Below are 16,106 nucleotides of genomic sequence, written 5' to 3' on the forward strand. Positions count from 1 at the left end.
GGAGCTTGTGTGTCCTCCCTCTACGCGCGTCACAAGCGCACCACCCTGGCCATCGCCACCGCCGTCGCGGCCGGGGCCCTCGTCACCACCGGACTCACCTCCGGCAGCGCCGCCGCCCAGACCTCGGCGGACGTGACGGCCGCCAAGCCCCTCGCCGTCCCGACCGCGCTGGCTCCGGCCGCCCGCACCGCCCTGATCCAGGACAAGCAGGCCGACGCCCCCTCCACCGCGCAGGAGATAGGCCTCGGCGCCCAGGAGAAGCTGGTCGTCCGGGACGTCGTCAAGGACGCCGACGGCACGGTCCACACCCGCTACGAGCGCACCTACGCGGGCCTGCCGGTCCTCGGCGGCGACCTGGTCGTCCACGAGTCGGCGGCCGGCGCGAACAAGGGCGTCACCAAGGCGACGACGGCCACCATCAAGGTCGCCTCGACCACCCCGGCCGTGGGCGCCGCCAAGGCCGAGAGCCAGGCGCTGTCGCTGGCGAAGGCGGCGGGTTCCGAGGACACCGAGGCCTCGCAGGCGCCCCGCAAGGTGATCTGGGCCGGCAACGGCAGCAAGCCCGTCCTGGCCTACGAGACCGTCGTGGGCGGCCTCCAGGACGACGGCACCCCCAACGAGCTGCACGTCATCACCGACGCGGCGACCGGGGCGAAGCTGTACGAGTACCAGGGCATCGAGACCGGCACCGGCAAGAGCCTGTACTCCGGCACGGTCACCATCGGCTCGACGCTGTCGGGTTCGACGTACCAGCTGTACGACACCTCGCGCGGCGGCCACAAGACGTACAACAAGGCGCGCAGCACCACCAGCGCGGCCGGCACGCTCTTCACGGACGCCGACAACACCTGGGGCACCGGCGTGGCCTCCAGCTCCTCCACGGACCAGACGGCGGCGGTCGACGCGGCCTACGGCGCCCAGACCACCTGGGACTTCTACAAGAACACCTTCGGCCGCAACGGCATCAAGAACAACGGCGTCGCCGCCTACTCCCGCGTCCACTACGGCAACGCGTACGTCAACGCGTTCTGGGACGACAGCTGCTTCTGCATGACGTACGGCGACGGCTCCGGCAACACCAAGCCGCTGACCTCGCTGGACGTGGCCGGCCACGAGATGAGCCACGGCGTCACCTCCAACACCGCGGGCCTGAACTACTCGGGCGAGTCCGGCGGCCTGAACGAGGCGACCTCCGACATCTTCGGCACGGCCGTCGAGTTCTACGCGGCGAACTCCTCCGACGTCGGCGACTACCTCATCGGCGAGAAGATCAACATCAACGGCAACGGCACGCCGCTGCGCTACATGGACCAGCCGAGCAAGGACGGCGCCTCGGCCAACTACTGGTCGTCGTCGCTGAAGAACCTGGACGTGCACTACTCGTCCGGCCCGGCGAACCACTTCTTCTTCCTGCTGTCCGAGGGCAGCGGTTCGAGGACGATCAACGGGGTCAGCTACAACTCCCCGACGTACAACGGCTCCACGGTCACCGGCATCGGCCGCGCCAAGGCGGCGCAGATCTGGTACAAGGCGCTGACCACGTACATGACCTCGACGACCAACTACGCGGGCGCCCGCACGGCGACCCTGAACGCGGCGTCGGCCCTGTACGGCTCCACCAGCACCGAGTACAAGACGGTCGCGGCCGCCTGGACCGCGGTCAACGTCGCCTGACGTACGCCACCGGCGTGAGTGACTGAGACGGGGCGGCACCCGGGAGGAGGACTCCCCGGGTGCCGCCCTACTCTTGGGTCCCATGTCAGTTGGGGACTTCACGTACGAGGACGTCGGCGCCACCCGCGAGCCCGGCTTCTGCCCGCCCGGCTTCCACGCCCTGCACGTGCGCACGCGGCTCGGCGAGGGCGAGGAGGTCTTCCGCCGCGCCGCCGAGGCGGTCCTCACCTGGGAGATGCACCGCGCCCTCGGCGTCGGCATCGTCACCGGCGCCGACCGCGCGGCCCCCGGCGTGGACGTCACGGTCACCCTGGCCGGCGTCGTCAAGGCCCCCTGCCGCGTCGTCTGGACGGCCGAGGAACGCCGCCGCGCCGGCTGGGCCTACGGCACGCTCCCCGGCCACCCGGAGTCCGGCGAGGAGTCCTTCGTCGTCGACCGCACCGGCGACGGCACGGTCTGGCTGACGGTCTCGGCCTTCAGCCGCCCCGCCAAGTGGTACGCCCGCGCGGGCGGCCCGGCGACCCGCCAACTGCAGCAGGCGTACGCCCGCAGGTGCGGGACGGTGCTGCGGGGGCTGGCGACGGCGGGGGTGAAGGAGTAGCCGGGACGGGCGTCCGGCGCACCGCACGTGCACCGCGGGCGGCCGTCCCGCACGCCGCCCCCCGACCCGCCCGTCACGGCGGGCCGCCGTGGCCTCAGGAGTTCTTCAGGTACGCCGCCAGCTTGCCGATGAGGCGGGCGGCGTCGTCCAGGCCGCGGGCCGTGTCGCCGAGGTCTCCGGCGAGCAGCTTCCGCAGGGCCTGCCCCGCTTCCTCGCCCCCCTCCTGGCCGGGGGCGTCGGACCAGGGGCCGGGAACGGCCGTGCCCCGGTAGCCGACGGGGTCGCCCCCGCGCGGCGTCCGGTGGCCGGTGAAGTCGGCGGCCCGCCGGGCCGTCCCGGCGGCCGGGGTCTCGCCCGCGAGGAACTGGACCCGGGAGAGCTGGGTCTGGTCGGAGCCCTGGTTGCAGGTGATGCTCAGGCGATAGTGGGTGTAGGACGCGGGTGAGGCGACGGCGTACTCCTTCGTCTCGTGGCGCTGCCGGAAACGCTCCCCGGTGCGGGAGTCCACGGTCGTCCAGTGGCCGCCGTCGTGCGACCCCTGGAGCTCCCAGTCCCGCGGGTCCCGCTCGGGGGCGTCGTTCGCCGAGGTCAGCCGGTACACGGCGACGGCGGCGGGACGTTCGAGGGTGAAGTCCAGCTCGGCGGTCTCGTCGTTGGCCAGCCACTTGCTCCAGGACTTGGTGAGCAGGTTCTCCGCGACCTCGCCCACCAGGTCGAACTCGTCGCTCGCCTCGACGTCGACGACCGTACGGGTGATGTCCCGCAGCTCACCGACGGGCTCCCGCGCGTCGGGCTGGCCGGCGGGGCCGAGGACGACCGAGGCGGTGGTGCCCCGCCGGTCGGTCCAGGACACGCGCCGCACGGGAGCCCCGCCGTCGTCGAGCAGCAGCCGCAGCTCGCCGGAGGGGGACCAGGTGCCGTCGTGCCCCTCCTCGGTGGAGAACCGGTGCAGGGGGGCGCCGGCCGTGCCCTCGGGATAGGCCCGGCGGTCGGCGAGGGTGCCGCGGTACTCGACGACCGCGCCGTCGGCGGTCGTGCGGTGTCCCAGGAAACCGGACAGGTCCGCGCGCAGCCCGATCGACGCCTCCGAGCCGTCCGCCCCGCGCCAGGCGAGATGCGCGGGCACGGCCCGCTCGCCGCTGTCGCCGTCGTCGATGCTGTCGACGTGGAGGAGCAGCCGGGGGCCGGCCTGCCAGGCGGCGCTGCCGGGGGCGCGGACCTCGGTGGTGAAGGCGACGACCGACCGCCCGGCCGTCCGGGCCGCCCTGGCGCGCTCCGACCGCTCCCGGTCGTGCGCGGGGTCCACGGTCACGGCCCGCAGCCGCAGCAGCCCTTGCGCGCCCTCGGGGTTGCGTATCTCGAGCAGGTTGTCCCCGGCCGCCAGGAGCTCCCCGGGCACGCTGAGGACGGTGACCCGGGGGTCGCCGTGCCCCCCGTCCTTTGGTGCGGCCAGCTCTTCCGCGAGGGCCTTGCCGTTGAGCAGGACGTCCATCGGGGCGCCCGCCCCGAGCACGGTCACCGCGACGACGGCCTCGGCGATCTCCTCCCGCTCCCCCACCGTGAAGTCCAGCCTGATGTGCCCGCCCGCACCCAGCGCGAGGTGCGAGGGGGCGATCCCGCAGCGGTGGTGGGCGACCACGGCGTTCGACAGCTGGGCCGGGTCGGTGGAGAAGTCGGCGAATACGGGTTCCATGGGTGTCCCTACGTCGTCCGGGGCATGCCGGTCGTACCGGCGCACGAGGTGCGCGCCGCGGCTGCGCGAGCCGCGACGCATGCAGAACGTATCGGGGACCACTGACAACAAGCCGCTCAAGTCACCTCGCGTACAAGGTAGTTGCCTTTCCGGTGACCGAAGGTGCTCAGTCTTCTCCACGCGTTCGGCCAGGGTGACGGCGAGCGGGGTGCCGCCTGCGTCGGTGACGACGTGGTGCTTCGAGCCGGGGCGGGCACGGCCGACCGGGCTCGGCCCGGTTCCTGGTGCGGCCGGTCCCCCACCCCTGCCTCGTGCCGGTCCCGCAGCCGGCGGTCCGAAAACGGGGTGCGGTCGGCCGAACTGGGGTGGTAGGCAAACGAGGTGACAGAGAGTCTTGAGTATTCCGCCCTGCTGCGACTGATCGACGAGCGGTCGGCCGCGTTTCGGAGTGCGGTTGCCGCCGCGCCCGCCCTTGACGCGCCGGTGCCGTCCTGCCCCGAGTGGACGTTGTTCGATCTGGTGCGGCACCTGGGTACGGGCCAGCGCTGGTGGGCCGCGATCGTCGCCGCGGGCCCGGCCGAGGCTCCGCCGGCCAAGGACGCCGTGGAGGCGCCGCGTGAACTCGAGGCGCTGCTGGCCTGGTACGCCGAGTCGAACGAGCTGCTGCTGAGTGCGCTGCGCGAGGCCGGCCCGGAGCGCGCGTGCTGGACGTGGTGGAGCGCCGGCGTGTCGCCGGCGAACGCCCGGGGCGTCGCCCGGCGCCGGGTGCACGAGGTGCTGGTGCACACCTACGACGCCCAGCTCGCCGCAGGCGCCGTGCGGCCGATGCCGGCGGACGTCGCGATCGACGGCGTGGCCGAGTTCCTCGACACCTGCAACTCCACCCCGGCGGCCTGGCCGCACGAGCCCGCCACCATCCACTACCACGCCACCGAGGGCCGCTCCTGGCTCCTCACGCTGGACGGCACCGGCGCCTGGCCCGCACCTCTCACGGCCGACGCCGCGCCCGCCTCCGCTTCGGCCACGGGCACGGCCGAGCAGCTGCTCCTCTTCGTCTGGGGCCGCCTCACGCTGAGCGACCTGAAGATCGAGGGCGACCGGCGGGTGTTCGAGCGGCTGATCGCCTGGGAACCCGAGGAGTAGCCGGTCGACACCGCCGGCGGACGACCGGTGCGGCCTCGTACGGCTCGGGCCCGAGCGTCTCCCGCAGCACTGCCGACTCGGCCGGGAAGGGGTGCGGCCACGACCGGGCTTCCCGTCAGGTGCTCCTGGTCGTCGAGGCCACACCCCGTCCCGCGCAGGGTCGCGCCGGTCTCCTCGTTCGTGGCGGCGGGCAGGTCGAGGCCGGGCAACACCCGGGATCGGTCGGCTGTTCCGCGACCCTGCCGGACCGGCCGAACGCCCGGAGCGGTTCGCCTTCGGACCGACTCGGGTCTGCGGCCGCGCCCGGAACGCACTACGGCGTCACCCGAATGCGTCATGCCGACCGGCCTCGTGTGGTTCGCTGCCGGGGTGACTCAGGACTTGGAGATCCTCGCGTTCGCATCAGCCGAGGCGTTCGAGGCGTGGCTCGGCGAGAACCACGCCGCCTCGCCCGGCATCTGGCTCAAGCTGCGCAAGAAGGGCCCCGGAATCGTCGCGCTGGACTACGCCCAGGCGCTCGACGTGGCGCTCTGCCACGGCTGGATCGACGGCCAGAAGGCGAAGTTCGACGACCAGTGGTGGCTTCAGCGGTTCACCCCGCGCACGCCGCGCAGCAAGTGGTCCAAGGTCAACCGGGACAAGGTGGCCGCCCTGATCGAGCAGGGCCGGATGCGCCCGCCGGGGCAGGCCGAGATCGACCGCGCCAAGGCGGACGGCCGCTGGGAGGCGGCCTACGACAGCGCGAGGACCGCCACGGTGCCCGACGACCTCGCGGCGGCCCTGGCCGCCGACCCGGCCGCGGCGGAGGCCTTCGGGACGCTGGACCGGCAGAACCGCTACGCGATCCTGTACCGGATCCAGGACGCCAAGAAGCCCGAGACCCGGGCGCGCCGGATCGAGAAGTACGTGGCGATGCTGGCGAAGGGCGAGAAGCCGTACCCGTAGTCGAAGACCGGAGCGTGCCCGCGTCGCCGCCTCCCCACCGGAACCGTCCACCTCTGCGAGACCGGTGAGCCGGACGTCGTCCTCACCACAGCGGCACCTGGCTCGTACACCCGGAAACACAGCCTTGAGGACCACCCAGGGCTGCGCGGACACCGAAGACGCCCCGTGACGCGTCAGCCGTCGAGATCGTCGGGCAAGAGCCGAAACGCGTCGTGTCGGGTCAGGGGGCGTACGACGCGGAAGTGTTTGTCCGTGGTGAGGACGGCGTCGGTCCGGTAGGCGGCGGCGAGGGCGGCGTTCATGGCGTCCGTCAGACCCACGCCCTTGCCGCCCCCGAGATCCTGATAGGCCTGAGACACGCTGACGGCCGTACGGAAGTGGGGGCCGACATCCGGAATCTCGAATCGCTGGAGATCCGCCTGCTTGCCGATGAAGTCGAGGGCGATGCCGGCCGCACGGCTCCCGCTCTTCTCGCTGATGAGGTAGTCCAGTTCGGCGAGGACGAGGGGCGAGATCACCAAGTGGCCGATACGGGCGAGCGCGGCGACGTGCTCGGCGTGACGCGGATCCTTCTTCGCGAGGACGCGGTAGAGGCCGTTGGTGTCGGCGATGGCGACCGGCACACTAGTCATCGAGGCCGCCTCCCATCCCGCGCAGGGTGACGCCGATCTCCTCGTCCGTGACGGCGGGCAGGTCGAGGTCGGGGATGTCCAGGTCCCCCATGGGGTCGGTGCGGAATTGATGGACAGGCTCGTCCAGACGCTCTATCGGGACGATGCCCATGATCGGCCGGCCGTTCCGGGTGACGATCAGGGTCGCCCCCGCTTCGACCTGCTCCGCGATCTTGCTGGGCTGGTTGAGCGCCCGGAGCGGTACGACTTCGGACTGCGGTACGACTTCGGACTGACTCGGGTCTGCGGCCATGACGCGAACGTACCACGACGTACCACGCAAGGGTGGGCGCCCTTCGAGCGGCCGCTTCCCAGCGCCGTTCCATGAAGGATCGACGGGTGTCGGCCGGCATGCTCGTCCGCCGGGCACGTCGGATGCGCCAAGGACACCGTGCCGATCGTGGACGGCAGCCTGCTGTCCGAAAGCGGCGGCGAACGGCCGTCGCCAGGGCTCCCCCGAGCCCCGGCGACGAAGAGACGGAGAGCCGGGCCCCTACCGCATCAGCACCCCCGCCCCCTCCACCAGTTCCTCCGACGGACCCGCCACCAGGCCCAGTTCCGCGCGGGAGGCGATCAGCGGGTGGTCGGGCAGGATGCGGACCGTGTAGCCGTACGGGCCGGTGCGGTCCAGCGAGAGAGGACCCTCGTAGGCCCAGCGGCCCTCCAGGTCGGGGCCGCCCAGCGGTTTCAGGGGGACCACCGTGGCGTCCGTGATGCGGTCCTCCGCGTCGACGCGGCCGGAGACGGCCTGGACCTCGACGTCGTCGGGGGTGAGGTCGCCCAGGGTCAGGCGGACCCGCAGGGCGAGGGTCGTGCCGAGTTCGGCGGTCGGGGCGGCCGCGGAGGTCTCGACGTGGTCGACGGCGACCGCGGGCCAGGCGGCGCGCACCTTCGCCTTCCAGGCGGCGAGGTCGCGGGCCGCGTCGGGGTCCAGGGCCCGGTGGGCCTGGGCGGCGGGGGTGTAGAGCCGTTCGACGTACTCGCGGACCATGCGGCCGGCCAGCACCTTGGGGCCGAGATGGGCGATGGTGCGGCGGACCATCTCGATCCAGCGGTCGGGCAGCCCGCCCGCGCCGCGCTCGTAGAAGCGCGGGGTGACGCGCTGCTCCAGGAGGTCGTAGAGCGCCGCCGCCTCGATGTCGTCGCGGTGGTCGGCGTCGGTGCCGGAGCCGTCGGCGGTGGGGACGGCCCAGCCGAAGTCGGGCTGGAACCACTCGTCCCACCAGCCGTCCAGGACGGAGAGGTTGAGGCAGCCGTTGAGGGCCGCCTTCATGCCGGAGGTGCCGCAGGCCTCCAGCGGGCGCAGCGGGTTGTTCAGCCAGATGTCGCAGCCGGGGTACAGCTTCTGCGCCATCCCCATGCCGTAGTCGGGGAGGAAGACGATGCGGTGGCGCACGCGCGGGTCGTCCGCGAAGCGCACCAGTTCCTGGATGAGCCGCTTGCCGCCGTCGTCCGCCGGGTGCGCCTTGCCGGCGACGACGATCTGGACGGGCCGCTCGGGGTGCAGGAGCAGTTCCGTCAGCCGGTCGCGGTCCCGCAGCATCAGCGTGAGCCGCTTGTACGACGGGACGCGGCGGGCGAACCCGATGGTGAGGACGTCGGGGTCGAGCACGTCGTCGATCCAGCCCAGCTCGGCCGTGCCGGCGCCGCGCTGCCGCCAGGAGGCGCGGAGCCGGTCCCGCACCTCCGCGACGAGCTGCCCGCGCAGGTCGCGGCGGAGGTTCCAGACCTCCTCGTCGGGGATGTCGGCGACGGAGTCCCAGCGGTCGGAGCCGCCGACGCTCAGCGCGTCCTCGGCCCGGCGGCCGCCGATCTGCCGGGCGCCGAGGCGCAGCACCTCGGGCGCGACCCAGGTGGGGGCGTGCACGCCGTTGGTGACGGAGGTGATGGGCACCTCCTCGGGGTCGAACCCGGGCCACAGGCCGGCGAACATCTCCCGGCTGACCTGGCCGTGCAGCAGCGAGACGCCGTTGGCGCGCTGGGCCAGGCGCAGACCCATCACGGCCATGTTGAAGAGGTTCGGTTCGCCGCCCGGATAGGTCTCCCGGCCCAGGGAGAGGACGCGGCCCACGTCGATGCGGGGCAGTTCCGCGCCGGGGCCGAAGTGGCGGGCGACCAGTTCGCGGTCGAAGCGGTCGATGCCGGCCGGGACGGGGGTGTGCGTGGTGAAGACGGTCCCGGCCCGGACCGCCTCCAGGGCGGAGTCGAAGTCGAGCCCCTCGTCGCACAGCTCGGCGATCCGCTCCAGGCCGAGGAACCCGGCGTGCCCCTCGTTGGTGTGGAACACCTCGGGCGGGGCGTGCCCGGTCAGCCGGCAGTACGTGCGCACCGCGCGGACACCCCCTATGCCGAGCAGCATCTCCTGGAGCAGCCGGTGCTCGCTGCCGCCGCCGTAGAGCCGGTCGGTCACCCCGCGCTCGCCGAAGTCGTTGTCCTCGGTGTCGGAGTCGAGCATCAGCAGCGGCACCCGGCCGACCTGGGCCAGCCAGATCCCGGCGTGCAGCTGTTTTCCGCCGGGGAGGGCGAGGGAGACCCGGGCGGGGGTGCCGTCGTGCTCCTCGAGCCGGGTCACCGGCAGTTCGTTGGGGTCGAGGACGGGATAGTGCTCCTGCTGCCAGCCGTCGCGGGAGAGGGTCTGGCGGAAGTAGCCGTGCCGGTAGAGCAGCCCGACCCCGACGAGGGGGACGCCCAGGTCGCTGGCGGCCTTGAGGTGGTCGCCGGCGAGGATGCCGAGGCCGCCGGAGTACTGGGGCAGGGCGGCCGTGACGCCGAACTCCGGGGAGAAGTAGGCGACGGCGGCGGGCAGCTCGGCGGACTGCCGCTGGTACCAGCGGTCGCCGGTCAGGTAGGCGTGCAGGTCGTCGGCGGCGGCGGTCAGCCGGCCCAGGAAGCGGTCGTCGGCGGCCAGCTCCTGCAGGCGTGCCGCGTGCACGCCCCCGAGCAGCCGCACGGGGTCGCCGCCCGAGGCCGCCCAGTGGTCGGGGTCGACCTGCCGGAAGAGGTCACGGGTTTCCGCGTGCCATGACCAGCGCAGGTTGCGCGCGAGGTCGCTGAGCGGCCGGAGGGGTTCGGGGAGAAGGGGTCGGACAGTGAATCGACGGATCGCCTTCACATTCCACCTCGGCGTGCGTGAGGAAGTGGCGCACGGCAGTGTGCGCCGACGTCTCTGACGACGGTACCGGCGTCGGCGCCGGACTTGCTGGAGGCCACTGCCTCCGGACCCGTACTTTCGGCCGTCGACGGGCCTTTTCGCGCCACGCCGGACGACGGCGTCCGGCATCGGCCGACGTCGGGGAGGCCCGGCCGGGCCGGCCGGGTCCCGCCGCCGCCCTGCCCGGCGCCCTGCCGCCCCCGAGTGCGCCCCTTTATGGCCGGTTACACACCCACGGGCCACCTTGTGACACTTCGCGCCGCACGAGAGGCTGCGGGGGCGCACCCGCCACCGCCGTCACCCACCGAGCCGAGGAGGGGAACCGGACCATGGATCGGCGCTCGTTCCGTTCGTCCCGGGGCGCCCCGGAGTGTTCACCGGCGCGACGGGCACACGAGCGACACGGGACGCGCGACCCGTTCCGGTACGGCGGCTCCACCCCCGTGGGTCGCGGACGCGACCGCGCCGGCTTCGGCCGTGTGTCCGGGGGCACCTCGGCGCCGACGGAAAAGGCCTGGCCACAGGGGTCGCGGACGACAAGGTGTCCGGCCGGGTCGCCGTCCCACCGGACGAACTCCGGCGGGCGTCGCGCTCGCCGGAACCACCGCACGGAAGAGGCAGGACGTGATGAATACATGCGCGCGACTAGTTAACAACGTGCCGGATTGCTCACCCGAATAGGGTGGGAAGGCTCCTCCGGTACAGAACCCGTGCGACCCGTACGACGCCGTACAGGTCGTCCGCCCCGCACACCCGGAGCACGCCGTGCGACGAGAGCGCGCCGTGCGACGTGCCCGACCCCGGCAGCCGGCTGCCGGACCGCGCCCCGGCGCGCCCGGTTCCGGCACACCCCCGCACCACCCGGCACCACCCCGTACGCATGTCGCAGGACCCACCTCCCCACATCCATCCGCCCACCCTCGTTGATGCGGACAGGAGCGGTCATGCCCGCCACGCACCACTCGTCAGCACCCCCGACACCCCCGCGCACCGCGGCACCGCCCCCCGTGCGTCCCGCGACCGCCGGACCGCCGGCCCCGGAGCGGTCCTCCGCGGGTGACGGGACGGCCGTGGGGCGGATACCCGTCCTCGACGTCCGGCCGGTCGTCCAGCGCGGCCGCCGCCCGGCCAAGGCGGTCACCGGGGAGACGTTCCAGGTCTCGGCCACCGTGTTCCGCGAGGGCCACGACGCCGTCGCCGCCAACGTCGTGCTGCGCGGCCCCGACGGCCGTCCCGGCCCGTGGACGCCGATGCGCGAGCTGGCTCCCGGCACCGACCGGTGGGGCGCCGACGTCACCCCGGACGAGCCGGGCCACTGGACGTACACCGTGGAGGCCTGGAGCGATCCGGTGAGCACCTGGCGCCGGCACGCGCGCATCAAGATCCCCGCGGGCATCGACACCGACCTGGTCCTGGAGGAGGGCGCCCGGCTGCACGAGCGCGCCGCCGCCGGGGTGCCCGAGGCGGACGCGGACGCCCGGGCGGAGCGGGAGGTCCTGCTCGCCGCGGTCGCCGCCCTGCGCGACGAGGCCCGTCCGGCGGCCTCCCGGCTGGCGGCGGCGCTGACCCCCGAGGTGGACGCGGTCCTGGCCCGCCGTCCGGTGCGGGAGCTGGTCACCGAGTCGGAGACGCTGCCGTTGCTGGTGGAGCGGGAGCGGGCGTTGTACGGGTCGTGGTACGAGTTCTTCCCGCGGTCGGAGGGGACGGCCGAGCGGCCGCACGGGACGTTGCGGACGGCGGCGCGGCGGTTGCCGGCGATCGCGGCGATGGGGTTCGACGTGGTCTATCTGCCGCCGGTCCATCCGATCGGGACGACGTTTCGCAAGGGCCGCAACAACAGTCTCGATCCCGGGCCCGAGGACGTGGGGGTGCCGTGGGCGATCGGTTCGCCGGAGGGCGGGCACGACGCGGTGCACCCGGAGCTGGGCACGCTCGAGGACTTCGACTGGTTCGTGCAGCGGGCCCGGGAGGAGGGCCTGGAGGTGGCCCTGGACTTCGCGCTGCAGTGCTCGCCGGACCATCCCTGGGTGCACAAGCACCCGGAGTGGTTCCACCACCGCCCCGACGGCACGATCGCCTACGCGGAGAACCCGCCGAAGAAGTACCAGGACATCTACCCCATCGCCTTCGACGCGGACATGGACGGCATCGTCGCCGAGACGCTGCGGGTGCTGCGGCACTGGATGGACCACGGGGTGCGGATCTTCCGGGTGGACAACCCGCACACCAAACCGGTCGTGTTCTGGGAACGGGTGATCGGGGAGATCAACGGGTCCGACCCGGACGTGATCTTCCTGGCCGAGGCGTTCACCCGGCCCGCGATGATGCACACCCTGGCCCAGATCGGCTTCCAGCAGTCCTACACCTACTTCACCTGGCGCACCACCAAGGAAGAGCTGACGGAGTACCTGACGGAGCTGTCGGGCGAGGCGGCGAGCTACATGCGGCCCAACTTCTTCCCCAGCACCCCCGACATCCTGCACGCCTTTCTCCAGCACGGCGGACGCCCCGCCTTCGAGGCCCGCGCGGTACTGGCCGCCACCCTCTCCCCCACCTGGGGCCTCTACAGCGGCTACGAACTGTGCGAGAACACCCCCCTCACACCCGGCAGCGAGGAGTACCTCGACTCCGAGAAGTACCAGCTGCGCCCCCGCGACTGGGACGCCGCCGCCCGCGAGGGCCGCACCATCGCCCCCCTCATCACCCGCCTCAACGAGATCCGCCGCACCCACCCGGCGCTTCGGCAACTGCGGAACCTGCACTTCCACCACGCCGACCAGGAGGCGGTGATCGTCTACTCGAAGAGGAGCGGTTCGAACACGGTTCTGGTGGTCGTCAACCTCGACCCCCACCACACCCAGGAGGCCACGGTCTCGTTGGACATGCCGCAACTCGGCCTGGACTGGCACGAGTCCGTGCCGGTGCGCGACGAACTCACCGGCGAGACCTACCACTGGGGCAGGGCCAACTACGTGCGTCTCGAACCGGGCACCCGGCCCGCGCACGTCCTGACCGTCCTGCGACCGTCCACCCCGCAGATCGGAGGGTCACCCACACGATGATCGTCAACGAGCCCGTTCACGACACCTTCGAGGACACCCCGGCCAAGGACCGCGATCCCGACTGGTTCAAGCGTGCCGTCTTCTACGAGGTCCTCGTCCGCTCCTTCCAGGACAGCAACGGCGACGGCGTCGGCGACCTCAAGGGCCTCACCGCCAAACTCGACTACCTCCAATGGCTCGGCGTCGACTGCCTGTGGCTGCCGCCCTTCTTCAAGTCCCCCCTGAGGGACGGCGGTTACGACGTCTCCGACTACACCGCCGTGCTGCCCGAGTTCGGCGACCTCGCCGACTTCGTGGAGTTCGTCGACGCCGCCCACCAACGCGGCATGCGCGTCATCATCGACTTCGTCATGAACCACACCAGCGACCAGCACCCGTGGTTCCAGGAGTCCAGGAAGGACCCCGACGGGCCCTACGGCGACTACTACATGTGGGCCGACGACGACAAGCAGTACGCCGACGCCCGCATCATCTTCGTCGACACCGAGGTCTCCAACTGGACCTTCGACCCGGTGCGCAAGCAGTACTTCTTCCACCGCTTCTTCTCCCACCAGCCCGACCTCAACTACGAGAACCCCGCCGTGCAGGAGGAGATGATCTCCGCGCTGCGGTTCTGGCTGGACCTGGGGATCGACGGCTTCCGGCTCGACGCGGTGCCCTACCTCTACGCCGAGGAGGGCACCAACTGCGAGAACCTCCCGGCCTCGCACGCCTTCCTCAAGCGGGTCCGCAAGGAGATCGACGCCCAGTACCCGGACACCGTGATCCTGGCGGAGGCCAACCAGTGGCCCGAGGACGTCGTCGACTACTTCGGCGACTACGCCTCCGGCGGCGACGAGTGCCACATGGCGTTCCACTTCCCCGTCATGCCCCGCATCTTCATGGCCGTCCGCCGCGAGTCGCGGTATCCGGTGTCGGAGATCCTCGCCAAGACGCCGGCGATCCCGTCCGGCTGTCAGTGGGGCATCTTCCTGCGCAACCACGACGAGCTGACCCTGGAGATGGTCACCGACGAGGAACGCGACTACATGTACGCGGAGTACGCCAAGGACCCGCGCATGCGCGCCAACATCGGCATCCGCCGCCGCCTCGCCCCCCTCCTCGACAACGACCGCAACCAGATCGAGCTCTTCACCGCCCTGCTGCTCTCCCTGCCCGGCTCGCCGATCCTCTACTACGGCGACGAGATCGGCATGGGCGACAACATCTGGCTCGGCGACCGCGACGCCGTCCGCACCCCCATGCAGTGGACACCGGACCGCAACGCGGGTTTTTCGTCCTGCGACCCCGGCCGGCTCTTCCTGCCGACCATCATGGACCCCGTCCACGGCTACCAGGTCACCAACGTGGAGGCGTCGATGGCGTCGCCCTCCTCGCTGCTGCACTGGACCCGCCGCATGATCGAGATCCGCAAGCAGAACCCCGCCTTCGGCCTAGGCTCGTACACCGAACTGCCCTCCTCCAACCCGGCCGTCCTCGCTTTTCTCCGCGAGTACGAGGACGACCTGGTGCTGTGCGTCCACAACTTCTCCCGCTTCGCCCAGCCCACCGAGCTGGACCTGAGCCGGTTCGGCGGCCGCCATCCCGTCGAGCTGTTCGGCGGGGTCCGTTTTCCGGCCGTGGGCGACCTGCCATATCTGCTCACCCTCGGGGGACACGGCTTCTATTGGTTCCGACTGCGCAGGGAGACCGTCTGAGAACCCGGGCGGGGCGGTTTCTCCCGCCCCGCCCGGGGCACGCATCAGTAACACCCCGACCCCCCGGGGAAAGGACGTGACGCCATGGCGGAAACGGTCACACTCTCCGGCACGACCAGCCCCGGCCTCCTCACGTCACTGGCCCCCCTGCTGCGCGAGTGGCTGCCACGGCAGCGCTGGTTCGCCGGCAAGGGGAGTCCGGTCACGGGATTCTCGCTGGTGGCGGGCACCGAACTGGTACCCGCCACGTCCAGGCTGGGCCTCTACCACCTGCTGGTCCGCGCGCACCAGGGCGCGGTGCCGGGCGACTGCTACCAGCTCCTGATAGGAGCCCGCGAGGCGCTGCCGCCCCGGCTGGCGCCCGCGCTGATCGGGCACGTACCGGACGGACCGCTCGGCGGCCGGACCGTCTACGACGCCCTGTACGACACCCGGCCCGCCGAGGTCCTCCTGGAGGCGCTGCGCACCGAGGCCCGGATCGGCGTCCTGCGCTGCGAGCGGGACCCCACGCAGGAGATACGCGCGGGTCTGGTGCCGCGCCGGCTGACCGCCGAGCAGTCGAATTCGTCGGTCGTCTTTGGAGATACGTTCATTCTCAAGCTGCTGCGCCGGGTCGTCCCCGGCGTCAACCCCGACCTGGAGCTGCCGCTGGCCCTGGCCCGCGAGGGGTCCTCCCGGGTGCCCGCGCCGACGGCGTGGCTGCACGCGGACCTGGAGGACGGCACCGGCGAGTCGTACGTCCTCGGCGTCCTCCAGCCGTTCGTGCGGGGCGCGACGGACGGCTGGGAGCTGGCGCTGCGGGAGCTGGCCAAGGGCGAGGACTTCGGCGCCGAGGCCCGGGCGCTGGGCCGGGCCACCGCCGAGGTGCACACCGCGCTGGCCCGGGCGCTGCCCACCGCCACCCTCGGCCACGCCCAGCTCGGACCGCTGGTCGACGGCATGACCGAGCGGCTGGAGGCGGCGGCCCAGGCCGTGCCCGCCCTGCGCCCCTACGCCCCCGGTCTGCGCACCGCCTTCTCGGCGCTGGCCGACCTCGCGGCCGAGGGGCGGACCTGGACCGCCCAGCGCGTCCACGGCGACCTGCACCTCGGGCAGTGCCTGCGGGCGCCCTCCGGCGCGTGGTCGCTGATCGACTTCGAGGGCGAGCCGGCCCGCCCGCTCGCCGAGCGCCGGATGCCCCAGCCGGCCGTCCGGGACGTGGCGGGCATGCTGCGCTCCTTCGACTACGCCGCCCTCTCGGCCGTCCCCGCGGCGCCCGGCTGGGCCGAGGTGTGCCGGGCGGCGTACTGCTCCGGCTACGCCGAGGCGTCCGGCACCGACCCCCGCACCGATCCCGTACTGCTGCGGGCCTACGAGACGGACAAGGCCGTCTACGAGGTCGTCTACGAGGCCCGGCACCGTCCCGACTGGCTCTCCGTCCCGCTGTCCGCGATACGTCGGCTCGCCGCATCCGACCCGTCCTGAGGAGG

11 protein-coding genes and 1 pseudogene are annotated in these 16,106 nt (G+C 72.4%); 7 read left to right on the forward strand and 5 right to left on the reverse strand.

Going from position 1 to position 16,106, the window contains the following annotated elements:
- The first annotated feature begins 9 nt into the window (after nucleotides 1-9).
- On the forward strand, nucleotides 10-1,674 hold the full coding sequence (locus tag ACZ5FU_RS01410) for a M4 family metallopeptidase (protein ID WP_451526161.1): 1,665 nt from the start codon (nucleotides 10-12) through the stop codon (nucleotides 1,672-1,674).
- A gap of 82 nt (nucleotides 1,675-1,756) precedes the next feature.
- Nucleotides 1,757-2,275, forward strand: a complete 519-nt coding sequence (locus ACZ5FU_RS01415; protein WP_469044092.1) for a DUF1990 domain-containing protein — start codon at nucleotides 1,757-1,759, stop codon at nucleotides 2,273-2,275.
- Between the two features lie 94 nt (nucleotides 2,276-2,369).
- On the opposite strand, the gene ACZ5FU_RS01420 is transcribed toward ACZ5FU_RS01415, so the two are convergent.
- Together ACZ5FU_RS01420 and ACZ5FU_RS01425 are read right to left on the reverse strand one after the other, a co-directional pair.
- Nucleotides 2,370-3,968 (reverse strand): alpha-1,2-mannosidase, encoded by a 1,599-nt coding sequence (locus ACZ5FU_RS01420; protein WP_469044717.1) that lies wholly within the window; start codon nucleotides 3,966-3,968, stop codon nucleotides 2,370-2,372.
- A 189-nt stretch (nucleotides 3,969-4,157) separates the two neighbouring features.
- Nucleotides 4,158-4,259: pseudogene (locus ACZ5FU_RS01425) on the reverse strand (IS5/IS1182 family transposase); the annotation flags it as partial.
- 90 nt (nucleotides 4,260-4,349) lie between these two features.
- Between ACZ5FU_RS01425 and ACZ5FU_RS01430 the strand changes: the two are divergent.
- Nucleotides 4,350-5,111, forward strand: coding sequence for a maleylpyruvate isomerase family mycothiol-dependent enzyme (locus ACZ5FU_RS01430; protein ID WP_451777487.1), 762 nt, complete (start codon nucleotides 4,350-4,352; stop codon nucleotides 5,109-5,111).
- Between the two features lie 336 nt (nucleotides 5,112-5,447).
- Nucleotides 5,448-6,056, forward strand: a complete 609-nt coding sequence (locus tag ACZ5FU_RS01435; RefSeq protein WP_451777489.1) for a YdeI/OmpD-associated family protein — start codon at nucleotides 5,448-5,450, stop codon at nucleotides 6,054-6,056.
- Nucleotides 6,057-6,229: 173 nt separating this feature from the next.
- Here ACZ5FU_RS01435 and ACZ5FU_RS01440 read toward each other — a convergent pair whose 3' ends face one another.
- The 3 genes from ACZ5FU_RS01440 to ACZ5FU_RS01450 form a co-directional block, all read right to left on the reverse strand.
- Nucleotides 6,230-6,688: a PIN domain-containing protein gene (locus ACZ5FU_RS01440; RefSeq protein ID WP_451526153.1), complete on the reverse strand. Its 459-nt coding sequence runs from the start codon at nucleotides 6,686-6,688 to the stop codon at nucleotides 6,230-6,232.
- Nucleotides 6,681-6,980, reverse strand: coding sequence for a type II toxin-antitoxin system Phd/YefM family antitoxin (locus tag ACZ5FU_RS01445; protein ID WP_451526152.1), 300 nt, complete (start codon nucleotides 6,978-6,980; stop codon nucleotides 6,681-6,683). Before ACZ5FU_RS01445 ends, ACZ5FU_RS01440 begins: the two co-directional genes overlap by 8 nt.
- 240 nt (nucleotides 6,981-7,220) lie before the next feature.
- Nucleotides 7,221-9,839, reverse strand: coding sequence for a glycosyltransferase family 1 protein (locus ACZ5FU_RS01450; RefSeq protein WP_451526151.1), 2,619 nt, complete (start codon nucleotides 9,837-9,839; stop codon nucleotides 7,221-7,223).
- A 983-nt stretch (nucleotides 9,840-10,822) separates the two neighbouring features.
- Between ACZ5FU_RS01450 and ACZ5FU_RS01455 the strand changes: the two genes are divergently transcribed.
- From ACZ5FU_RS01455 to ACZ5FU_RS01465, 3 genes are all read left to right on the forward strand, one after another.
- Nucleotides 10,823-12,940 carry an alpha-1,4-glucan--maltose-1-phosphate maltosyltransferase gene (locus ACZ5FU_RS01455; RefSeq protein ID WP_469044094.1) on the forward strand — a complete coding sequence of 706 codons (2,118 nt, stop codon included), beginning with the start codon at nucleotides 10,823-10,825 and terminating at the stop codon, nucleotides 12,938-12,940.
- Nucleotides 12,937-14,637: a maltose alpha-D-glucosyltransferase gene (gene treS / locus ACZ5FU_RS01460; protein WP_451775655.1), complete on the forward strand. Its 1,701-nt coding sequence runs from the start codon at nucleotides 12,937-12,939 to the stop codon at nucleotides 14,635-14,637. The genes ACZ5FU_RS01455 and treS overlap by 4 nt, the downstream gene beginning before the upstream one ends.
- A gap of 84 nt (nucleotides 14,638-14,721) precedes the next feature.
- A complete protein-coding gene (locus ACZ5FU_RS01465; RefSeq protein ID WP_468837866.1) occupies nucleotides 14,722-16,101 on the forward strand; it encodes a maltokinase N-terminal cap-like domain-containing protein in 1,380 nt (459 codons plus the stop codon).
- The last annotated feature ends 5 nt before the right edge of the window (nucleotides 16,102-16,106 follow it).

Source organism: Streptomyces sp. NPDC031554, assembly GCF_055580685.1.

Bases quoted from the DNA above. Each gene is read 5' to 3' on its own strand.
- ACZ5FU_RS01455 (WP_469044094.1), top strand. From the start codon at position 10,823: ATGCCCGCCACGCACCACTCGTCAGCACCCCCGACACCCCCGCGCACC.
- ACZ5FU_RS01465 (WP_468837866.1), top strand. From the start codon at position 14,722: ATGGCGGAAACGGTCACACTCTCCGGCACGACCAGCCCCGGCCTCCTC.
- treS (WP_451775655.1), top strand. From the start codon at position 12,937: ATGATCGTCAACGAGCCCGTTCACGACACCTTCGAGGACACCCCGGCC.
- ACZ5FU_RS01445 (WP_451526152.1), bottom strand. From the start codon at position 6,980: ATGGCCGCAGACCCGAGTCAGTCCGAAGTCGTACCGCAGTCCGAAGTC.
- ACZ5FU_RS01440 (WP_451526153.1), bottom strand. From the start codon at position 6,688: ATGACTAGTGTGCCGGTCGCCATCGCCGACACCAACGGCCTCTACCGC.
- ACZ5FU_RS01435 (WP_451777489.1), top strand. From the start codon at position 5,448: ATGCCGACCGGCCTCGTGTGGTTCGCTGCCGGGGTGACTCAGGACTTG.
- ACZ5FU_RS01420 (WP_469044717.1), bottom strand. From the start codon at position 3,968: ATGGAACCCGTATTCGCCGACTTCTCCACCGACCCGGCCCAGCTGTCG.
- ACZ5FU_RS01415 (WP_469044092.1), top strand. From the start codon at position 1,757: ATGTCAGTTGGGGACTTCACGTACGAGGACGTCGGCGCCACCCGCGAG.